The organism is Rhodococcus sp. UYP9, assembly GCF_040547235.1.
In the GTDB taxonomy this organism is placed as follows: domain Bacteria; phylum Actinomycetota; class Actinomycetes; order Mycobacteriales; family Mycobacteriaceae; genus Rhodococcoides.
Window position 1 is genome coordinate 528,338 of the sequence record NZ_JBEPPH010000004.1, and the last position, 20,594, is coordinate 548,931.

16 protein-coding genes are annotated in these 20,594 nt (G+C 62.4%); 10 read left to right on the forward strand and 6 right to left on the reverse strand.

What is annotated here, in order from left to right:
* The first annotated feature begins 6 nt into the window (after positions 1-6).
* Entirely contained in the window at positions 7-870 is an 864-nt protein-coding gene (locus tag ABIB36_RS15270) for an SCO6745 family protein (RefSeq protein WP_084346521.1), read from the forward strand.
* A gap of 13 nt (positions 871-883) precedes the next feature.
* Here the strand turns inward: ABIB36_RS15270 and ABIB36_RS15275 are convergent, their stop codons facing one another.
* Positions 884-1,741 (reverse strand): ABC transporter permease, encoded by an 858-nt coding sequence (locus tag ABIB36_RS15275; protein ID WP_084346520.1) that lies wholly within the window; start codon positions 1,739-1,741, stop codon positions 884-886.
* Positions 1,738-4,656 carry an alpha/beta fold hydrolase gene (locus ABIB36_RS15280; protein ID WP_354562234.1) on the reverse strand — a complete coding sequence of 973 codons (2,919 nt, stop codon included), beginning with the start codon at positions 4,654-4,656 and terminating at the stop codon, positions 1,738-1,740. Before ABIB36_RS15280 ends, ABIB36_RS15275 begins: the two co-directional genes overlap by 4 nt.
* A gap of 186 nt (positions 4,657-4,842) precedes the next feature.
* On the opposite strand from ABIB36_RS15280, the gene ABIB36_RS15285 reads away from it, so the two are divergent.
* The gene (locus ABIB36_RS15285; RefSeq protein ID WP_084346518.1) at positions 4,843-5,295 is read left to right on the forward strand and encodes a universal stress protein; all 453 of its coding nucleotides are present in this window, start codon (positions 4,843-4,845) and stop codon (positions 5,293-5,295) included.
* Between the two features lie 105 nt (positions 5,296-5,400).
* Here ABIB36_RS15285 and ABIB36_RS15290 read toward each other — a convergent pair whose 3' ends face one another.
* The 3 genes from ABIB36_RS15290 to ABIB36_RS15300 all read right to left on the reverse strand — a co-directional run bounded on the left by ABIB36_RS15290 (position 5,401) and on the right by ABIB36_RS15300 (position 9,880).
* Positions 5,401-7,635: a HelD family protein gene (locus ABIB36_RS15290; RefSeq protein ID WP_354562302.1), complete on the reverse strand. Its 2,235-nt coding sequence runs from the start codon at positions 7,633-7,635 to the stop codon at positions 5,401-5,403.
* Between the two features lie 214 nt (positions 7,636-7,849).
* Positions 7,850-9,055, reverse strand: coding sequence for a DoxX family protein (locus ABIB36_RS15295; RefSeq protein WP_084346516.1), 1,206 nt, complete (start codon positions 9,053-9,055; stop codon positions 7,850-7,852).
* Positions 9,056-9,190: 135 nt separating this feature from the next.
* Positions 9,191-9,880 (reverse strand): MBL fold metallo-hydrolase, encoded by a 690-nt coding sequence (locus tag ABIB36_RS15300; RefSeq protein ID WP_354562238.1) that lies wholly within the window; start codon positions 9,878-9,880, stop codon positions 9,191-9,193.
* 197 nt (positions 9,881-10,077) lie between these two features.
* Here ABIB36_RS15300 and uvrA point away from each other — a divergent pair, with 197 nt between their 5' ends.
* Positions 10,078-13,002, forward strand: a complete 2,925-nt coding sequence (uvrA, locus tag ABIB36_RS15305; protein WP_084346738.1) for an excinuclease ABC subunit UvrA — start codon at positions 10,078-10,080, stop codon at positions 13,000-13,002.
* A gap of 70 nt (positions 13,003-13,072) precedes the next feature.
* On the opposite strand, the gene ABIB36_RS15310 is transcribed toward uvrA, so the two are convergent.
* A complete protein-coding gene (locus ABIB36_RS15310; RefSeq protein ID WP_084346737.1) occupies positions 13,073-13,435 on the reverse strand; it encodes a DUF1844 domain-containing protein in 363 nt (120 codons plus the stop codon).
* Between the two features lie 478 nt (positions 13,436-13,913).
* On the opposite strand from ABIB36_RS15310, the gene infC reads away from it, so the two are divergent.
* The 7 genes from infC to ABIB36_RS15345 all read left to right on the forward strand — a co-directional run bounded on the left by infC (position 13,914) and on the right by ABIB36_RS15345 (position 20,555).
* Positions 13,914-14,633: a translation initiation factor IF-3 gene (gene infC, locus ABIB36_RS15315; RefSeq protein ID WP_084346514.1), complete on the forward strand. Its 720-nt coding sequence runs from the start codon at positions 13,914-13,916 to the stop codon at positions 14,631-14,633.
* 106 nt (positions 14,634-14,739) lie between these two features.
* Positions 14,740-14,934 (forward strand): 50S ribosomal protein L35, encoded by a 195-nt coding sequence (gene rpmI / locus ABIB36_RS15320; RefSeq protein ID WP_084346736.1) that lies wholly within the window; start codon positions 14,740-14,742, stop codon positions 14,932-14,934.
* An 88-nt stretch (positions 14,935-15,022) separates the two neighbouring features.
* Positions 15,023-15,412: a 50S ribosomal protein L20 gene (gene rplT, locus ABIB36_RS15325; protein WP_084346513.1), complete on the forward strand. Its 390-nt coding sequence runs from the start codon at positions 15,023-15,025 to the stop codon at positions 15,410-15,412.
* A gap of 38 nt (positions 15,413-15,450) precedes the next feature.
* A complete protein-coding gene (locus tag ABIB36_RS15330) occupies positions 15,451-16,257 on the forward strand; it encodes a TrmH family RNA methyltransferase (RefSeq protein ID WP_354562243.1) in 807 nt (268 codons plus the stop codon).
* 72 nt (positions 16,258-16,329) lie between these two features.
* Positions 16,330-17,400 (forward strand): phenylalanine--tRNA ligase subunit alpha, encoded by a 1,071-nt coding sequence (gene pheS / locus ABIB36_RS15335; RefSeq protein WP_354562245.1) that lies wholly within the window; start codon positions 16,330-16,332, stop codon positions 17,398-17,400.
* 73 nt (positions 17,401-17,473) lie between these two features.
* Positions 17,474-19,960 carry a phenylalanine--tRNA ligase subunit beta gene (pheT, locus tag ABIB36_RS15340; protein WP_354562247.1) on the forward strand — a complete coding sequence of 829 codons (2,487 nt, stop codon included), beginning with the start codon at positions 17,474-17,476 and terminating at the stop codon, positions 19,958-19,960.
* Positions 19,961-20,021: 61 nt separating this feature from the next.
* Positions 20,022-20,555: a hypothetical protein gene (locus ABIB36_RS15345; RefSeq protein WP_084346509.1), complete on the forward strand. Its 534-nt coding sequence runs from the start codon at positions 20,022-20,024 to the stop codon at positions 20,553-20,555.
* Positions 20,556-20,594 lie beyond the last annotated feature (39 nt).

Below are 20,594 nucleotides of genomic sequence, written 5' to 3' on the forward strand. Positions count from 1 at the left end.
TACGACATGGACGCATCCACTGCCGGCCGGAGTGCTCGCGCACTCGAACTTCTTCATTCGGTGGCGTACTTCGTCCCAGAGACTCAGGACGGGCTGGTGGAAGCGGGCCTGGCTGGGCGTGCCTGCTATTTCGCTGGCCGTGCTGCGCCGTTGGGCGCAGTGGGGGCTGGAGTTGTGACCGCCACTTTCTACAATTTCAACCGTGAGCTGATTGCACCGTTGATTCCCGCCGCGTGGTCGATATGTGCCCCGGAGAAGATCATGCAGATCCGCTATCGCGCATTGGACGCCGCCTTCACGAGGCTTCTGGGTGCTGACGATATTTCTTCACACGAGATGAGCGAAGCTGCCGAACTTGCTTCGATAGCTGCCCGCGGAATTCCCGGGGACGATGGACGACCGCTGTATTCCGCGTACGCCGAACTCGAATGGCCGACGGCACCGCACCTCGTTCTGTGGCATGCTCTGACGCTTCTTCGCGAGCACCGTGGGGATGGACATATCGCCGCCTTGCAGACCGCTGAATTGAACGGCATCGAAGCCTTGATCACCCACACCGCAACCGGGTACGGCTTCGAAAAGGAGTTCGCTCGTAAGCGTCGTGGCTGGTCGGTCGAGCAGTGGGACGAGGCCGCGGGAGCACTTGCCGATCGTGAAATCCTCGACACGGACGGTTCGCTGACCGAGCACGGGCAGGACATCCGCACCCTTGTCGAGGACATCACGGACGATCTGGCGCTCGCTCCGTGGGCTTCGTTGGGTGAAGACGGCGCCGCACGTTTGGTCGAGCTCGCGTCGCCATGGCGAGACGCACTTCTCGCTCAGAAGGTGTTCCCGGACGGCATCTTCGGGACGGCCGTCAAAAAATAGCGCGTCGGTTCGGTCAGCTGGTGATGTCCTTGGTGGCGAACACCCGCCAGGCGATCACGCCGAAGACGGCCGCGTAGGCAAGCGCGGAGAACGATCCGACGAACATGTCGTTCCAGCTGATCGTCGGTTGTAGCGCGTCGGTCCACGAATTTGCGTAGTGCCCGGGCAGGTAGTTGCGAAGTGAGCCGAGCGCGGTGATCTGGTCCAGAATCTGCAACAGAATCGACGTCATCACTGCTCCGCCGACCGCGCCGAGCGGCGCATCGGTCAGAACCGAAAGAAGCATCGCCAGGCCTGCCACCCACAACAGGTTGACTCCGATGTACGCCACTGCGATGGCAAGTCGACCGAGTGCGTCGACGTAGGGCAGTCCGTCACCGAAAGGGGTGACGAGTGGTTCTGCGCCGTAGAGCGCGGTGCCCAGAATCAGCGACACGAGGACCAGAACGATTACGGCGGCGATGGACAACGTCGCCGACACCAGAGCTTTCTGCACGAGAAGCCGGGTGCGCGGCACCGGGATGGCAAGTAGATATCGCAGCGATGACCAGGACGCTTCGCTCGCCACGGAGTCTCCGAAGAACAACGAGACGACGACGATGAGCAGAAACCCGACCGACATGAACAGTGCAAACACGGTGAAGTTGACACCACCCCGGGTCCCGAGTTCTATCAGACCACCCGTGTCGGAGTCGGCCGAGGAGCTTCCGACGGCGAAGGCGATTGCCAGGATCACCGGCAACAGTGCAAGGAATCCGATAGCCAACTGTGTGCGGCGCCGACCGAACTGTCGACGCAACTCGGTGCGGAACGGAAGGGTCTTGCCCGCGTGGTAGCCGGGGGCCCTCCCGTCTGTGTGCGTCGTACTCATTCGTGTTCTTTCGTCGATACGGTTCCACTGGCTTCAGCGTCGATTTCGGCTAGCTGTGTGATGTGCTCGGTGTCACGATGTACCAGGTCGAGGAAGACATCTTCGAGCCTCGTGGACTGGGAGAGCCCGCGCACTTCGAGGCCCGCGTCGAAGAGTGCCCTGATCACGATCGCCGGATCGATGCTTCCGATGTCCACACGAACGACCGACTCGTCCACCACAGTCGGCGAACACCCCAGACCGCTCAGCACTGCCGATGCCTTCTCTGCGTCGTCGACTCGTACTTCGGTCATTCCGCCCGCAGCAGTCAGCTCCCGGACAGTGCCCGAGCTGATGACCGACCCGCGGTTCATCACTACGACGTGCGTACAGGTCTGCTCCACCTCGGCCAACAGGTGACTCGAGACCAAGACGGTTCGTCCGGTCTTGGCGTAGTTGATCAGCACCTCGCGCATGGTGCGGATCTGTGGTGGATCGAGACCGTTGGTGGGTTCGTCGAGGACCATCAGATCCGGTAGCCCCAGCATTGCCTGGGCAATCGCCAAGCGTTGGCGCATCCCTTGGCTGTACGACTTGACCTTCCGCTCGACCGCAGTGCCGAGATCGGCGATCTCCAACGCTTCTTCGAGGTGTGCGTCTTCGAGGGGCCGGCCGGTGGCTTGCCAGTACAGGCGCAGGTTTTCGGTGCCACTCAGGTGGGGAAGAAATCCAGAACCCTCGACGAACGACCCCAGCCTCGACAAGACGGGGGCGCCCGGGGAGACCTTGTGCCCGAAGACCCGGATGTCCCCGCTCGTCGGGGTGATCAAACCCATGAGCATCCGCAGGGTGGTCGTCTTTCCTGCGCCGTTCGGGCCGAGCAGGCCGAGCACCTGCCCCTGACGGACTTCGAAACTGACGTTGTCGACGGCCTTGAATCCGTTGGAGTACGTCTTGGCCAAATCGGTGATCACCAGTGGGGTGTCGATGAGATCTTCGTCCACTTCGGCGATCAAGCGTCTGCGTGATCGGATGATGTTGACCGCGATCAATGCACCGAGTGCGGCGGCGATGACGCCGATACCGACGATCGGGCCGAGTGGAACGGTACTCGTGCTGCTCGCCACACCCGCCACTGTCGGCACTCTCAGCGCCGAATCATCCAATGCAACAACGAACTGCGCGGGCTCGAGCGGAACTGCGTATGCCTGATCGGTAGTGGACACCGAAACTTCGACGTGATGTCCCTCGGGGACTACGTAGCTGACGCCGGGCAGAACGACCGACACCGGAACCGGACCCGAATCGACGGTGTTCGGTAGGCGCACCGGGGCGACCGCGCCGCCGGGCAAGGTGCGCTTACCGTCGGGACCGACGTCGTACAGCTTGACGAACAGGACCGCCTGCTGCGGTTGCGCGAATGCTCCGATACGCAGATCGATACGGGATGCGCCCGTGATGGTGAGTGGTTCGGTCAGTGGATCGCCTGCAAAGGTGGCAGCTTGGCCGGGGAGGTCCGCGGACAACTGCGCACCAGCTGATGTGGCGCCCAAGGTGGACAGCACCGAGCCGAGGCCCGGAACGGATGAGATCGCGGATGGGGATGCCCCTGGCGGTCTGATGATGGTTTGCTCGTTCGGGGCTCCCGATTGCTCCGACATGGACGAGGTAGGACCAGAGGGGCGCAGCTCGACGGGTACTTCTGTGGTTGCGCTCGGTGCGCCTGCGGCGTCGGAACCGGAGAGCCCGGGGTATTCCGGCGCTGTCATTCTGCGGCCGCGAGTTCGATTCTGTTCGATCGCAGGGGTCTGGAGCGAGTAGACGAACGGACGCGGCTGATCTGCCACATCCTCGGTTGTATCCGACATCAGTTGTGTGCGAAGGAAATCCTTCATCGTGTTCTCGGCGACGCCGCTTGTTCCACCGTCGTCGTGACCGCCGTTGAACCAGCGAACCTGGACATCACCACCGGCATCGGAGATCTGCCTGGCCGTGGTGTCGGACTGATCCAGCCCGAACAGGGTGTCCTGCATTCCCTGCACCAGGAGCGTAGGTGCCTTGATGTTCGACGCGACGGCCGCGGGGGAGTGCGCCGTCAGCAGCGCCGACAATTCCGGCGAGGGCTCACCGGTTACCGCCGATTGCGCGTACGCGGAGCAGAACTCGGGTGCGAACCGTCCGCATCTGGCTGCGGCACCGGCTTCGCTACCTCCAGGGCGCGAAGCTGCACCAGCTCCGAAGAAGACTCCTGCCCATCCGCGTTTGAGTACTCCCTGTCCGCCGTAGACCGTTGCCGCAGGAGTTTTCGATGCATCCAGTCGAGCGCGGTCGGCCACGCTCGTGACACCGTAATTGGGGAACAGTGCCTGCCCCAGGTCGTTCCAGGTGATGGCCGACGCGACTGCATCTATCCGCTCGTCGGTTCCGGCAAGGCTCAACGCCAGTGCGCCGCCGTAGGAACCGCCCGCGACACCGACTCGGGGATCGCCGGGTCCGTCGAGTCGAACTTCGGCTCGACTCGCGAGCCAATCCACCAGGCCGCGGCCGTCCGCGACCTCCCGATCGGGGTCATTGATCGATATCGAGCCGGTGCTCAGTCCGAAACCCCGAGCGCTGTAGGTCAACACCGTGAACCCGTCGTCGGCGAGCGCTCGTGCCTGTCCGTCCACCGAGAACTTGTCGCCGCCGAATCCATGGGCGAGAAGGACAGCAGGGGCCGGGGTGGTCCGGGGTATGTAGAGGCGCGTGTCGAGTGCCACAGTCTCCGTACTGCCCGGACTCTCCGGTAGCGTCACCGTGGTGTCGAGGGTGGTCGACTCATTCTCTGCGCTGGAGGGGCGGTTGACGAAGTAGACCGAGACACCTGCAACCACTACCACCAGAAGGATCGCAAAGGTGGAGGTCTTTGCAGACCGTCTCGGCCAAGGGATGCGCATACAAGCCAATGTAGGTGAGACCGCGAGATCGTGTTGTCGGCGATCTCCGCATGATGACTGACCGTTACCGATAGTGTCATCGCAACGATCTTCGAGGCCTGGCATGTCAAGCCTCGTAGAGATTCATGAAACAGCGGACGAAAGCGTCACGAGTTTGTGTGACACAACCTACAACTGGAGGAATGAATGAGTGCCTACCGCACCGTCGTCGTCGGAACCGATGGCTCCGAATCGTCTTTGCGGGCTGTGGAGAAAGCCGCCGCGCTGGCGGGTGACGCCGACGCGACACTCGTGATCGCGTGCGCCTACTACCCTTCGGATCCGAAGGACAACGCCAAGGCAGCCGATGCCCTTCGCGAAGATGCCTACCAGATCACCGGCTCTGCACCCACCCATGAGATTCTTCGCACCGCTCGCGAGCACGCGATCAAATTCGGCGCCAAGAAGATCGAGGAGCGAGCGGTCGTCGGGGCCCCCGTCGAGTCGCTGCTGGAATTGGTAGGCGACGTCGAAGCCGACCTTTTGGTCGTCGGTAACCGCGGTCTGAACTCTCTGACCGGCCGCCTACTCGGATCAGTTCCGTCCGATGCTGCACGCAAGTCCACGTGCGACGTGCTTATCGTTCACACGGTTCGCTGAGCAGCTTCTCGCTGTTCGACTACTTCGCTGTTCGACTACTTCGATGGCAGTCGACCCAGAACGGGTCGGCTGCCATCGGTCGTTTCCGGCTGTCTCGCCGTCGTTTCAGTGGGCCGATACGGCGAACGAGGCCAATCCCGACAGTTCGCTCGGCAATGTCTCGGCATGAACGACGCCCAGGCGTTGCGTCGCACGAGTCAGCGCAACGTACAGGTCGCCCATGCCTCGTGGGGACTCCTCGAGGATGTCTGCAGGTTCGACGATGAGCACCGAATCGAATTCGAGTCCCTTGGCATCTCTTACTGTCGAGACGGTCACAAACTCCGATGTCAGATGTGACAAGTCTGCTAGAAGCCCGTGCGGCACCAGTACGGCGGTGAGACCGGGTCGCGGGTGCTCGGAAACACGCTCGGCGACAACCTCTACGAGATCGGCGCTCGTGACCTGCTGTGCCCACGGCAGATTGCCCGATTCGCGGATCGACCTGGGAACCGACTGAATTGGGTCGATGGCAGCCAACACATCCCGCGCAACGACCATGATCTCCGACGGTGTCCGGTAGTTCACAGTCAACTCCGTGCGTTTCCACCGCTGCGCGACATACGGTTCCAACACTTCGCCCCACGATGTGGTGCCTGCTGGATCTCCGGTTTGGGCGACGTCGCCCACCAACGTCATCCAGCGATTGGGGATACGACGCATCACCATTCGCCACGCCATGTCGGACAGTTCCTGGGCTTCGTCGACGATGACATGGCCGTAGGTCCAGGTGCGATCGCCTGCAGCTCGCTCGGCCGTGGTCAGTCGGGCGCCGGAGTCCTGTCTGGCGGCAAGTTGGCTGGCGTCGATCAAGTCGTATGCCATCAGGATCTCAGGGTCCAGCTCGTCCTCCAGATCCTGGGGCGCCGAGCCTGTCAAAATATCCAACGCACCTTGAGCATCGGCAATCTGACTGCGCCACTGCCGATTTGCTCGTTCACGTTCGGCTGCATCATCGATCCCCAGCAACTCGGCCAACTCGTCGAGCAGAGGTGCATCTCCTGCACTGAAACCGCGTCCCACGCGTAGTAGGGAGTTCCGTTCGGCCGTCGACAGATCCGGGGTAGCGGACTCGATTCTCTCCGGGGATGCGAACAGCTCCAGCAGAACTTGCTGCGGGGACAGGTCCGGCCACAGTGCATCGATTGCTGCCATCACGTCGGCGTCGTCGCGCATTTCGTCTCGCATGTCGGCAATGTCATCGCGGCTGAGCAGACTTCCACCGTCGACGAGGTTCTCACCGAGAGTTGCCGCGAGCTGCTGTGCAAGTCCGTCGATCACCGAGGACACGAACAGTGGACGCGCCAAGTTGTGTGGTCGTCGCGAGGATCGTGCGCGTCCGCGAGCCCGCGAGACGATCTTCTTGTCGAGGACGATGTCATAGGTGTCGAAGCGCAAGCGCGTCGGCTCCGCCGGAATCTCTTGGCGATCGCGCACTGCCTTGGTCAGAACAGCGACCATCGACGTCGAGCCCTTCACCTCGGCCGCGGTGATCGAATCCTCCACCGTGGCCCGGACGCCCGGATACAGATTTCCGATCGTCGACAACAGCACACCGGTTTCGCCGAGCGAGGGCAAAACCTGGCCGATGTAGTCCAGGAACGTGGCGTTCGGACCGATGATGAGAACGCCACTCTTCGCCAACTGCTGTCGATAGGTGTAGAGCAGATAGGCGGCACGGTGCAGGGCCACGGCCGTCTTGCCGGTTCCAGGGCCGCCCTGTACGACGAGCACGCTGCGGTGCTCCGACCGAATGATCGCGTCCTGTTCGCTCTGGATGGTCTCGACAATGTCGTTCATGTGCCCGGTGCGTGCAGCTTCGAGTGCAGACAACAGTGCGCTCTCACCCGCAACTCCGGTCGCCGTCGCATCGCGTCGCGCGTGCTGGGCCGCCTCCAGATCGAGGTACTCGTCGGCGATCGAGGTGACGCGGCGGCTGCGGGTGCGGATGTGTCTGCGGCGAACTATGTTCTCGGGCGCAGCGGGCGTCGCAAGATAGAACGGACGGGCCATCGGTGCGCGCCAGTCGAGCAGAAGTGATTCGTAGTCGTTCGCCTCGTCCAGGATGCCCACCCGACCGATGTAGCGGACACCGTCCTCCTCCGATTGTGGCGCGAGGTCGATGCGACCGAAGCACAGTCCGTTTTCGGCGGCGTCGTACTTTGCAATGTCGTCGTTGTACATCTGACTGAACGATTCGCGCTCGCTGCGAGCCTGCGGAGTGCCGCCGGTTGCGAGGAGTACAGCACTGAGCCGTGTACTTGCGTACTGACGGAGCGCATCCAACTGGTCGTAGAGCATAGTGACGTACGACTGCTCGCGATCCTGGTCGGACAGGGTGTCTTCTGACTCGTCAGCGATTGTGGGGCCGTCGTCCGGCAAAGGGTCTCCTCGGGAGTTCGGCGGCGAAATTTCGGTGAATCGAAATTCGCCCAAGCAGTCTACGACAAAAAAGAACCCCGCCGCAGAACCGCAGTTCAGGACGGGGCCCTTTTCGATCAGCCTGTCGAAATGGCTACTTGGAGTACTTCTGAACGCGCTTGTCCAGCTCTTTCTTGGCCTGCTCGACCTTCTTCTCGAGTTTGGCCTGAGCCTTCTCGGTCGCCTTGTCGAACTCCCGGCTCTGCTGTGCCGCGCGCTTGCGAGCACGCTTGCTGAGTGTTTCGGTCCGATCGGCGGCGACTTCAGCCCACTTACTGCCGCGGTCCTGCGCTAGTTCGGCAAATTCCGATGCCCGCTCAGTGGCAAGATTGGCCCACTTGGAGCCGCGATCCTGGGCAAGCTCGGCCAAGACGGCACTGCGCTCGGCTGCCGTATCGGCGAGCTTTGATCCCCGGTCGGCTGTCTTGTCGGCGAGCTTGGAGCCGCGCTTCTGCGCGACCTTGGCGAGCTCGGCGCTACGGTCGGCTGTCTTGTCGGCGAGCTTGGAGCCGCGCTTCTGCGCGACCTTGGCGAGTTCGGAGCCACGGTCTTCGGCCTTGTGCGCCCAACGTGAGAGCACCGGCTGTGCGGCGTCGGCGAATTCCGAGCCCTTTTCCGCTGCGACATCGGCCCACTTGGATACGACGGGCTGTGCGGCGTCGGCGAATTCCGAACCCTTTTCCGCTGCGACATCGGCCCACTTGGATACGACGGGCTGTGCAGCGTCGGCAAAGTGCGAGCTACGAGTCGCAGCGACCGCTGCCAGCTCTTTCACGCGGTCGGAAGCGATACCGAGACGGTCTGCGGTGTCATGGGAGCCGGGTAGCGCAGACTGAACGGATTCTGACGCCTTACGTGCGGCACGGCGACCTCGCCATGCCAGGGATGGCTTGCCCTCGGTGTCGACCGCAGCGATGAGCAGGCCACCCAGCAGGCTGACGTTCTTGAAGAACTGAGTGCGCTGCGCAGCTTTGGCAGCGGGATCGGTCTCGTTCCAGAAGGCGTGGCCGACATAGGTCGTCGGAATCAAACTGCCCGCCAGCGCGAGTGAGGCAATCCGCGGTGCCTTACCGGTGGCAAGCAAAAGACCGCCGCCGACCTGAATCGCTCCGTTGATCCGGACCAGTGTCTCGGGATCGCTGGGGAGATTCGAAGTGACGCTATCCGGCAACGCGTCCTGGCCCTGTTCGATCAGTGGTGTGGCGGCTTGCGCCCTGCCTGTTGGGTTCCGGAGCGCGTCGATGCCCCCCGCGATGAAGATGGTCGACATCAGCGGTCGGGCGATACGGCGGACAAGCATTGACAGCCTCCTGCGTAGTTCGTAGGTGAACGAAGATGTTCCACGCGGCGCAGCACAGGAGTAAGCCCCCGCACCGACCACGTTGTTCCAGCGTAGCCATACCCAGGCTTCCTAGGTTTCAAGCGTGACGGTGTTTCACCACCCGCGTTCGCGCCATTCGCCGAGGTGAGGGCGTTCGGCACCGAGCGTCGTGTCTTTGCCGTGGCCCGGGTAGACGATGGCATCGTCACCGAACCGGTCGAACAGCTTCGTGGTGACGTCGTCGAGAAGCTGTACGAAGTTCTCGGGTCCCGACGTCTTTCCGACACCGCCTGGAAAGAGTGAGTCGCCGGTGAAGATGTGAACGACGCCGTCCTTGGTATCGGTGTGAGCCAACGCGATCGACCCAGGCGTATGTCCTCGCAGATGGATGACGTCGAACGTGAGTTCACCCACGTCGATGCTGTCTCCTTCTTGCAGCAGGCGGTCCGGTGTCACCGGGAGTGGTTCGGCGTCCAAACTGTGCGCAGCAGTAGGTGAGGCGGTGCCTGCTGCGATGTCTTCCAGTGCCTGCCAGTGATCAGCGTGTTGGTGCGTGGTGACGATGAGTGAGAGTCTTGGCGCGTTCTCGTCGATCAACTGCGCCAGGCGTGGTGCTTCGTTCGCTGCATCGATCAGCATCGATTCTCCGGTGGTGGAACAAACGATGAGATACGCATTGTTGTCCATGGGGCCGACCGACATTTTTGTGATCGTCCCGCTCGAGATCGTGCGTCGCGCAGGCGCTGATCCGGGGGAGACTGCGCCGGTGTAGTCGTCGTCGATGGCCATAAGGTGCTCGTCCATCTGGTGGACGCTACCGTCGGCGCGACTACAAACCCTGTCCGGCCCTCCGAGTCGGAAGAACGTGTCAGAGGGTCGGCCTAGCATTGCTACTGCGTGAGGTTCGCCCTCACGTATGCATCCATGGAGCGACGGTTCGACTGTTCAGCCCGGTGGTACACGAGCCTGACAGCCTGGTCGTTCGACAAGAAGGGAAGACAGTGGCGGATCGCCTGATAGTGCGGGGTGCGCGTGAACACAACCTGCGAGGGGTCGACATCGACCTTCCTCGGGACAGCCTCATCGTCTTCACAGGTCTCTCGGGTTCAGGCAAATCCTCGCTCGCCTTCGACACGATCTTCGCCGAAGGTCAGCGCCGTTACGTCGAGTCGCTGTCCGCGTATGCGCGCCAGTTTCTGGGACAGATGGACAAGCCGGACGTCGACTTCATCGAGGGATTGTCGCCTGCTGTCTCCATCGATCAGAAGTCGACCAACCGAAATCCGCGGTCGACTGTGGGCACCATTACCGAGGTTTACGACTATCTCCGCCTGCTCTTCGCTCGTGCTGGGACGGCCCACTGCCCGGTCTGTGGCGAAAGGATCGCCCGGCAGACCCCGCAGCAGATCGTCGATCAGGTGTTGGAGATGGAAGAGGGGATCAAATTTCAGGTCCTCGCACCGGTCGTCCGTACCCGCAAGGGTGAGTTCGTAGACCTGTTCGATTCTCTCAATACCCAGGGTTATTCGCGTATCCGTGTCGACGGCGTGGTCCACCAACTCAATGATCCTCCGAAGCTGAAAAAGCAGGAGAAGCACGACATCGAGGTCGTGGTCGACCGACTCACTGTCAAGGCCGGCTCCAAACAGCGTCTTACCGACTCCGTCGAGACCGCACTGCGTCTCGCCGACGGCATCGTGGTCCTCGACTTCGTCGACCGCGAAGAAGATGCCCCTGACCGCGAACGTCGATTCTCCGAAAAGCTCGCATGTCCCAACGCGCACCCACTCTCGATCGACGACCTGGAGCCACGGTCATTCTCGTTCAACTCCCCGTACGGCGCGTGTTCCGAATGCCTCGGTCTCGGCGTGCGCAAGGAAGTGGACCCCGAGCTGGTCATTCCGGATCCGGATCTCTCGCTTGCCGGCGGTGCCATCGCCCCGTGGTCGATGGGCCAGACATCGGAGTACTTCGGCCGCCTGCTGTCCGGGCTGGCCGACGCCATGGAATTCGACCTCGACGCGCCGTGGAGCAAACTGCCCGCCAAGGTCAAGCGCGCAGTTCTCGAGGGCAGCGAGCACCAGGTTCACGTCAAGTACAAGAACCGCTACGGTCGCACCCGCTCGTACTATGCGGAGTTCGAAGGCGTCATGCCGTTCTTGCATCGCAGGCTCGAGCAAACCGAGTCCGAACAGATGAAGGAACGCTACGACGGCTACATGCGCGACGTTCCCTGTCCTGCCTGCGGGGGAGACCGGCTGCGCCCGGAGATTCTGTCGGTCACGATCGAAGCGGGCGATTTCGGTGCGAAGTCGATTGCTGATGTCTGCAAACTATCCATCTCCGAAACCGCAGACTTCTTGAACAGCCTCACGCTGGGTTCCAAAGAGGAAGCCATCGCCGGTCAGGTGCTTCGAGAAGTTCAAGCGCGACTCGGCTTCCTTCTCGACGTCGGTCTCGAATATTTGTCGCTGTCGCGCCCTGCTGGCTCGCTTTCCGGCGGGGAAGCTCAGCGCATCAGGCTCGCTACCCAAATCGGGTCCGGACTGGTCGGAGTGCTGTACGTGCTCGACGAGCCATCCATCGGGTTGCACCAGCGCGACAACCGTCGGCTCATCGACACGTTGACCAGACTCCGCGATCTCGGCAACACCCTGATCGTCGTCGAACACGACGAGGACACAATTCGAACCGCAGACTGGGTGGTCGACATCGGACCGCTCGCCGGTGAACACGGTGGCCGCGTCGTACATAGCGGTTCCTACGAGGATCTACTGACCTCGGAAGAGTCGCTGACGGGCGCATACCTGTCAGGGCGTTTACAGATTCCATTGCCCGATGCGCGACGGGTTGTCGACAAGAAGCGTCAGGTCACCGTCGTGGGTGCTCGCGAGCACAATCTGCGCGGCATCGACGTCAGCTTCCCCCTCGGAGTGCTGACTGCGGTGACCGGAGTGTCAGGTTCGGGTAAGTCGACGCTGGTCAATGACATTTTGGCGACCGTCATGGCCAACAAGCTCAACGGGGCGCGGCAGGTGCCGGGCCGTCATACCCGCATCAACGGCTTGGACCAACTCGACAAGCTCGTGCGCGTGGATCAGTCACCGATCGGGCGTACGCCCAGGTCGAACGCAGCCACCTACACCGGCGTGTTCGACAAGGTTCGCACTCTGTTTGCATCCACCACCGAGGCGAAGGTTCGCGGCTATCAGCCCGGTAGGTTCTCGTTCAACGTGAAGGGCGGTCGGTGCGAGGCGTGCTCCGGCGACGGAACCTTGAAGATCGAGATGAACTTTCTTCCCGATGTGTACGTACCTTGTGAAGTGTGCGAAGGCGCTCGCTACAACCGTGAGACGCTCGAGGTCCACTACAAGGGGAAGACGATCGCGCAGGTCCTCGATATGCCCATCGAGGAGGCAGCGGACTTCTTCGAGGCCATCACTTCCATCCACCGGTATCTCAAGACGCTCGTCGAGGTCGGCCTCGGCTACGTCCGACTCGGCCAGCCCGCCACGACGCTGTCCGGCGGTGAGGCGCAGCGCGTGAAGCTCGCTGCCGAACTCCAGAAGCGGTCGACAGGACGGACTGTCTACATTCTCGACGAACCGACCACCGGCCTGCATTTCGAGGATATTCGGAAGCTGCTCGGTGTGGTCAACGGTCTCGTCGACAAGGGCAACACCGTCATCGTCATCGAGCACAACCTCGATGTCATCAAGGTGTCCGACTGGGTGATCGATATGGGACCAGAAGGCGGCAATGGCGGTGGAACGGTTGTGGCAGAAGGAAATCCAGAGGAAGTAGCAGCAGTTCCGGAAAGCTATACCGGAAAATTCCTGCAGGAGGCGTTGTCCCGTGAACCCGCGCCGGAGCCGAAGAAGGCGCCGGTCAAAAAGCGCCGACCACGAAAGGCCGCTTCGGTCTGACCATCCCCATGGATGTCCAGCCGAAGCGGGCCGAAGGTGGCCGGCGAGCGGAAAAGGCGTAGGAAGCGGATCAGTACACCGGGCCGGTGTACTTCTCTCCGGGACCTTTCCCTGGCTCGTCGGGATGCGCGGACGCTTCGCGGAATGCTTTCTGCAGAGCCTGAAGCCCTTCGCGGATCGGTCCGGCGTGTGGTCCGAGGTACTCGACCGACGCCGTGACGAGCCCTGCGAGTGCGGTGATGACTCGTCGCGCTTCGTCGAGATCGAGATAGGGGCTTTCCGACGGGTCCGGCTCGGACAGGCCAAGCTTCTCGGCCGCCGAGCTCATGAGCATCACGGCGGCACGGCTGATTACTTCGACAGCGGGAACGTCTGCGAGTTCGCGGACTTCTGGTTCGCGGCCTTCATTGACAGGTTCGGGAGTGCTCGTCATGCTCACGAGGATGGCACGGCGGCACGAGCCACTGACATCAGGTGTACCCGCGCCGATGCCCACATCACTTGAATGGTCCATTCATACGATCAGATCGCTCGAGCGCGTCATTGATGCTGTCGGCGTGTTCCCGCAGGCGTCGATTTCTCGAAACCCTGGGCGGCTGGTACTGTTCCTCATCGACCGTCTTCGGCGTGTTCTTTCTTACGAAAGCGCACTGTACGGAGGCAGCAAGTGGAGCCCGACTCCCACCGGTACCCAGTGTTTCAAGCTGGTTCCGGTCCGGTCGCCCGCAGTAGCAGAGATGCCACTCGGGCTTCCTCTTCGGAGGAGACGATATTGCGATGTATGCGGTATTTGTCGATCGGTCGACATCGGGCCCTGCACCAGCGGAATGCTGGAGCAGGGTTTTTTCGTTGTAGGAGAGAGTGTTCTCCGACAATGAGTGTCGAAGGACCCGGGCAGGCGGGCTGTGCCAATGGCGGGCGGTCGGCTAGACCCCTCACCGCACTACCTAGGAGGCCCCATCAGCACTGAGACTCGCATCAACGATCGCATTCGTGTTCCCGAGGTTCGTTTGGTCGGACCTGGCGGTGAACAGGTTGGCATCGTGCGTGTTGAAGATGCACTCCGCTTGGCTCTCGAAGCCGATCTCGATCTCGTAGAAGTGGCTCCCGACGCTCGTCCGCCGGTCTGCAAGATCATGGACTACGGGAAGTTCAAGTACGAGGCAGCGCAGAAGGCGCGCGAATCGCGCAAGAACCAGACCCTCACCGTTATCAAGGAGCAGAAGCTCCGCCCGAAGATCGACGCCCACGACTACGAGACCAAGAAGCGCAACGTTGTTCGCTTCCTCGAAGCCGGGTCGAAGGTCAAGGTCACCATCATGTTCCGCGGACGTGAGCAGTCTCGTCCGGAGCTCGGATTCCGTCTGCTGCAGCGTCTGGGCGCAGACGTTGCAGATCTTGGCTTCGTCGAGACCTCGGCCAAGCAGGACGGTCGCAACATGACGATGGTATTGGCCCCACACAAGGGTGCCAAGACTCGCGTCAAGGCACAGGAAAGTGCGGCGGCTCCGCCCGCTCAGCGTGCTCCTGCTCCGGAACCGACTACCTCGGCTTCGGCTGCTCCGGCACCCGCCGCTGCAGAGCCTGCTCCGACAGATGCTCCGGCAGCAGCAACGCCGCCGAGCAACTAGAGACTGCGCTACCGAACCGAGTACGACCCGTAAGACGTTCCATGCCGACGCTATCGGCATGGACGTGCCGAGCAAGACCGAAGAGCAACACAGAACTGAGGACTCCATGCCCAAGCAGAAGACTCACAGTGGCGCCAAGAAGCGATTCAAGGTGTCCGGCAGCGGCAAGATCATGCGCCAGAAGGCTGGTCGTCGCCACTTGCTGGAGCACAAGTCCAGCAGGAGAACCCGTCGTCTCGACGGCGTCGCAGTTGTGACCAAGGCCGATGTGCCGCGGATGAAGCGCCTGCTCGGCATCTGATCTGGACTTCATAGTCGACCGTCTTGGTCGGCGCCATCCCATTACCATTCGGGGTTTCTAGAAGCCCCCAGATCGACAGGATTTACCAGTGGCACGCGTAAAACGGGCGGTCAACGCCCAGAAGAAGCGCCGTTCGATTCTCGAGGCATCCAAGGGATACCGCGGACAGCGCTCACGTCTGTACACCAAGGCCAAGGAGCAGCAGCTCCACTCGCTCACCTATGCATACCGTGACCGCAAGGCACGCAAGGGTGACTTCCGTCGGCTGTGGATCACGCGTATCAACGCAGCAGCTCGCGCCAACGACATCACGTACAACCGCTTGATCCAGGGCCTGCGGCTCGGAGGCGTCGAGGTCGACCGCAAGATCCTCGCCGAGCTCGCTGTGTCGGATGCACCGGCTTTCGCCGGCCTCGTGGCCATCGCCAAGGCTGCATTGCCTGCCGACGTCAACGCTCCTGCTGGAGAAGCAGCCTGAGCAAGCTGACGCACGACGATCTAGATCCTGAACGGCCCGTGGACATGCTCACCGAGCGGACTCCACGGGTCGTTTCGGCTGTGAAGCTGTTGCGTGCGTCGGAGCGTCGAAAGTCGGGGCTTTTTCTGGCCGAAGGAACCAACTCGGTGACCGAGGCACTTGGTGCGGGTGTCGTCCGAGAGTTGTTCTATGCGGAGGATTCCGCCGATCGCAACGGCAGCGTTCTCGATGCGGCCCGCAGCGCGGGAATTCGAACCCATGCCATCAGCGCTCGAGCGGCAAAGGGTCTGTCCGACACGGTGACGCCGCCTGGGATCGTCGCGGTCTGTCGACTCGTGGATGTGGCGCTCGGCGATGCCTTCGGAGTCGATCCCACTTTGATCGCTGTTCCGGTGGAGGTATCTGAGCCGGGCAACGCGGGCACGGTCATCCGGGTCGCCGACGCCGTCGGTGCCGATGCGGTCGTGCTGCTGGGGGATTCGGTCGATCCGCACAACGGCAAATGTGTACGAGCGTCGGCGGGGAGTCTTTTTCACTTGCCGATCGCTCGCGAACGCTCGGTCGAACAGGGGCTCGGTGCCCTGCGGGCGAGCGGAATGAAAATTCTTGCCACCGCCGCCGATGGTGAGATCGATCTCGATGATGCCGACGAGCTGCTGAGTGGTCCGACGGCGTGGTTGTTCGGCAATGAAGCTCACGGATTGGACGCGACTGTGGCAGCTTCGGCCGATCATCGCGTCAGGATTCCCATTCATGGTCGTGCCGAGAGCTTGAATCTGGCAACAGCGGCAGCTATCTGCTTGTACTCGAGTGCCCGCGCTCAGCGCAGGTCCCGCAATAATTGACTCGACCTTCTCGCTTAGGATCGGCAGAGTCGTTCGAACGACATCACCCACCATCAAGGAGTTGCACCTCTCGTGGCGAAGAAAGATGGCGACAACGCCCAGCCTGTCGATCCGAGCGTGCTCGAGGAGTCCGCGCTGGCTGCTGCGGTCGATGGTGCGGAGAAGGCATTCGCCGAGGTATCTGATCTGGACGAGTTGTCGAAGGTGAAGATCGAGCACATCGGCAACCGCGCGCCGCTGGCCCTTGCTCAGCGTGCTCTCGGCTCGATTCCGGGGGATCAGAAGGCTGACGCCGGCAAACGCGTCAAGGTCGCGCGCGATCGCGTGCAGAAGGCGTTCGACGCGCGCCGCGAGGTTCTTCTCGCCGAGCGCGATGCGGCGATTCTCGTCGCCGAGACGATCGACGTGACGTTGCCGTCGAATGCTCGTCCGGTCGGCGCTCGTCACCCCATCACGATCATTTCCGATCAGGTAGCGGACGTTTTCGTTGCAATGGGATGGGAAGTCGAGGAGGGTCCGGAAGTCGAGACCGAGCATTTCAACTTCGACGCTCTCAACTTCCTGCCTGATCATCCTGCGCGCACCATGCAGGACACGTTCCATATCGCACCCGAGGGTTCCCGTCAGGTGCTTCGGACTCATACCTCGCCTGTACAGGTGCGCTCGATGCTGTCGCGCGAGTTGCCGATCTACATTGTCTGCCCTGGTCGGACCTTTCGCACCGACGAGCTCGACTCCACGCATACCCCGGTGTTCCACCAGGTGGAAGGTCTTGCGATCGACAAGGGGCTGACGATGGCTCACCTGCGTGGAACTCTCGACGCGTTCGCGCGTGCACTGTTCGGTGACGAGACGCGCACGCGTATGCGTCCCAACTACTTCCCGTTCACCGAGCCTTCGGCGGAGGTGGACGTGTGGTTCCCGAAGAAGAAGGGCGGAGCCGGCTGGGTGGAATGGGGCGGCTGCGGAATGGTCAATCCCAAGGTTCTCCGTGCCAGCGGAATCGATCCGGAGGTGTACTCGGGATTTGCATTCGGGATGGGCTTGGAGCGGACTCTGCAGTTCCGCAACGACATTCCCGATATGCGCGACATCGTCGAGGGCGATATCCGTTTCACGTTGCCCTTCGGCGTCGAGGCCTGACGGACGCAACGTTTCTTTACCGACTGCCCGCGAGGCACCACCGTTTTCGACACGCAGAAAGAGCTGAGCAGACGTGCGAGTTCCACAATCCTGGTTGACCGAGGTTCTACAGCGCACGGCGCCGCAGTGGAAAGTGACGCCGGAAGAACTCGACGAGGGCTTCGTTCGGGTCGGCTTCGAGGTCGAGGAGCTCGATTCGCTCGACCAGGTGACGGGCCCCCTGGTCGTTGGTCGGGTCACGTCGATCACCGAGTTGACGGAGTTCAAGAAGCCGATTCGTTTCTGTTCGGTGGACGTCGGGGCAGACGGACCGCAGGAGATCGTGTGCGGGGCTCGTAACTTCGCCGAGGGTGATCTGATCGTCGCTGCGCTGCCAGGCAGCGTGCTTCCGGGTGGATTCGCCATTGCTGCGCGTGAAACGTACGGCAAGACGTCGAACGGCATGATCTGCTCGACGCTGGAGCTCGGTCTCGGCCGTGATCATGCCGGCATTCTGGTCCTGCCCGAGGGGACTGCGACGCCCGGCGACGATGCCAAAGTGGTTCTGGGTCTGGATGATTCGGTCATCGAGCTCAACGTGACGCCGGACCGTGGCTACGCGTTCTCGGTGCGTGGTCTCGCGCGTGAGCTTGCAAGTAGCTTCGATCTCGAATTCGCCGATCCGGCCAGTGGTCCGGTGCAGAACAACGAAGGTGAAGTGTGGCCTGCGACGGTCGAGACCGAGTCGAACGCCGCTCGGTTCGCGCTGCGGAAGGTCAGTGGAATCGATCCGGCTGCGGTCACGCCGTGGTGGATTCAGCGTCGTCTGCTTCTCGCGGGCGTCCGGCCGATTTCGGCGGCGGTCGATGTGACGAATTACGTTCTGCACGAGCTGGGACAGCCTCTGCACGCGTTCGACGCTGCGAAGTTGTCGGGTGACATCGTCGTCCGTCGTGCAAAGGCAGGGGAGAAGCTCACTACGCTCGATGACGTCGAGCGGACTCTGGACGTGGAGGATGTCGTCATCGCCGACGATTCCGGTGCGATTTCACTGGCCGGAGTCATGGGTGGGGCATCGACCGAGGTCGGCGCCGACACCGTAGATGTGATTCTCGAAGCTGCCTCGTTCGATCCCTTGGCGGTGTTTCGGACCGGTAGGCGTCACAAATTGGTGAGCGAGGCCAGTAAGCGTTTCGAACGCACGGTGGATTCCGCGCTGCCGGTCGCTGCGCTCGATCGTGCCGCTCAGCTGCTCGTGGACATCGCCGGCGGCCGAATCGAACCGCTGCTGACCGATGTCGGATCGGCCGTGGTGTTCCCCGCCGTTCGCATGGATATCGACCTGCCCGACCGCATCGCCGGGGTGGCGTATCCGAACGGCGTCGCGGCGCGCAGGCTCACTCAGGTCGGGTGCGAGGTCGAGGTCGGCGTCAGCGAGTCGGGCCACGGCGAACTCGTCGTGACGCCGCCGACCTGGCGGCCGGATCTGCAGCAACCCGCAGACCTCGTCGAGGAAGTTCTGCGGCTGGAGGGTCTGGAGAAGATTCCGTCCGTATTACCCTCAGCACCCGCAGGCCGCGGACTGACCCCCACGCAGAAGCGAAAGCGCGCAGTCGGCAAGTCGCTTGCCTTCGCCGGTTACGTCGAGGTATTGCCGACTGTGTTCCTTCCGACAGGGGTCTTCGATACGTGGGGCCTTCCGGCGGATGATGCGCGTCGGCGAACCACGACGGTGCTCAACCCGTTGGAAGCCGATCGGCCGGAACTGGCGACGACCATCCTTCCCGGCTTGCTCGAGATTCTCGCGCGCAACGTCGCTCGTGGTCAGCGTGATCTGTTGTTGTTCGGAATAGCGCAGGTCGTCCTGCCCGGTGACGACACCGTCACGGTGGAGCCCATTGCCGTCGATTCTCGACCGTCGGACGCCGAGATCGCTCACCTGCGTGGGTCGCTGCCGGATCAGCCCGTTCATGTGGGTGCGGTCCTCACCGGTCACAGTGTGCCGGCCGGTCCTTGGGGTCCGGGCCGACCAGTGGAGGCGTCGGACGCTTTCGCCGCGGCGAGAACCGTCGCGACTGCAGCGGGGGTCGAGATCGAGTTGAGGGCGGCGCAGAAGCTGCCGTGGCATCCGGGGCGATGCGCGGAGTTGGTTGTCGAGGGCGTGGTGGTGGGCTATGCGGGGGAGCTGCATCCGGCAGTGCTCGAGCGGGCGCAATTGCCGTCGCGCACGTGTGCGGTCGAGATGAATCTTGATGCACTGCCGATCATCGAGTCGTTCCCGGCGCCGGTCGTCTCTCCCTACCCGGCGGTGATGCAGGACGTCGCGGTCGTGGTTGCCGACACGGTCCCAGCCTTCGAGGTGGAATCGGCGTTGAAGTCCGGCGCGGGTGAATTGCTCGAGAGCATTCGGCTTTTCGATGTCTACGAAGGCGAGCAGGTCGGCGAGGGGCAAAAGTCGCTGGCTTTTGCTCTCGTCTTCCGCGGTGTGGACGGAACGTTGACCGAGGCGCAGGCGTCGGAGGCTCGCGATGCGGCAGTAGCTGCAGCGGGAGAAGCAGTCGGAGCGCGCTGGCGAAGCTGATACGTCCGTTGTCGTTCTTCCGTAGCGTGGGGGCACGGACTCACGGGACAGAGGAGGAATCATGGGCACTGGTAGCGCAGAAGATCGATCCGATGTAGCGGTGCTGCGGGAGGTGCTCGCTTCGGTTGGCGGCCGTCCGGCTCTCGCGCCGGTCCAAGCCGCCGCATCGGCGTTGCTGGCGGAAATAGATACGGCCAGTAGTGGTGTCGAGCCTGGCAAGGTTCCGCCGGGCGATATTCCGGATGTCGACGTTCCGGGGTTGACGCGGCCGCAAATCGACCAGCCGCTCGGTGACCCGCCGTTGGGTATTCTGGATGCCGAAGTTGTCGGTGACAGCGGCGTCGATCAGTCGATCGGAGGCGTGAGCACCGGTTACTCGGCCCATGGGTCGCCGACCGGATACAGCGAAGACGGTGTTCCGACGTGGGACAACGTTCGGGACAAAGTCGAGCTTCGGACGGGTACCGCGCTGGGCGCCGAGGAACTCGATCACCTCAGCCCGGCTGGTCGTACGCTGGATGAGCAGTGGAACGAACGTCAGGAGTCGGGCCGAAAGAAGCTCGAGGAGATCCGACGGTCGATGAAGGACAGTTGAGCGCTCGGTCGCCCCAACTATGAATGAGCTTGCATGATG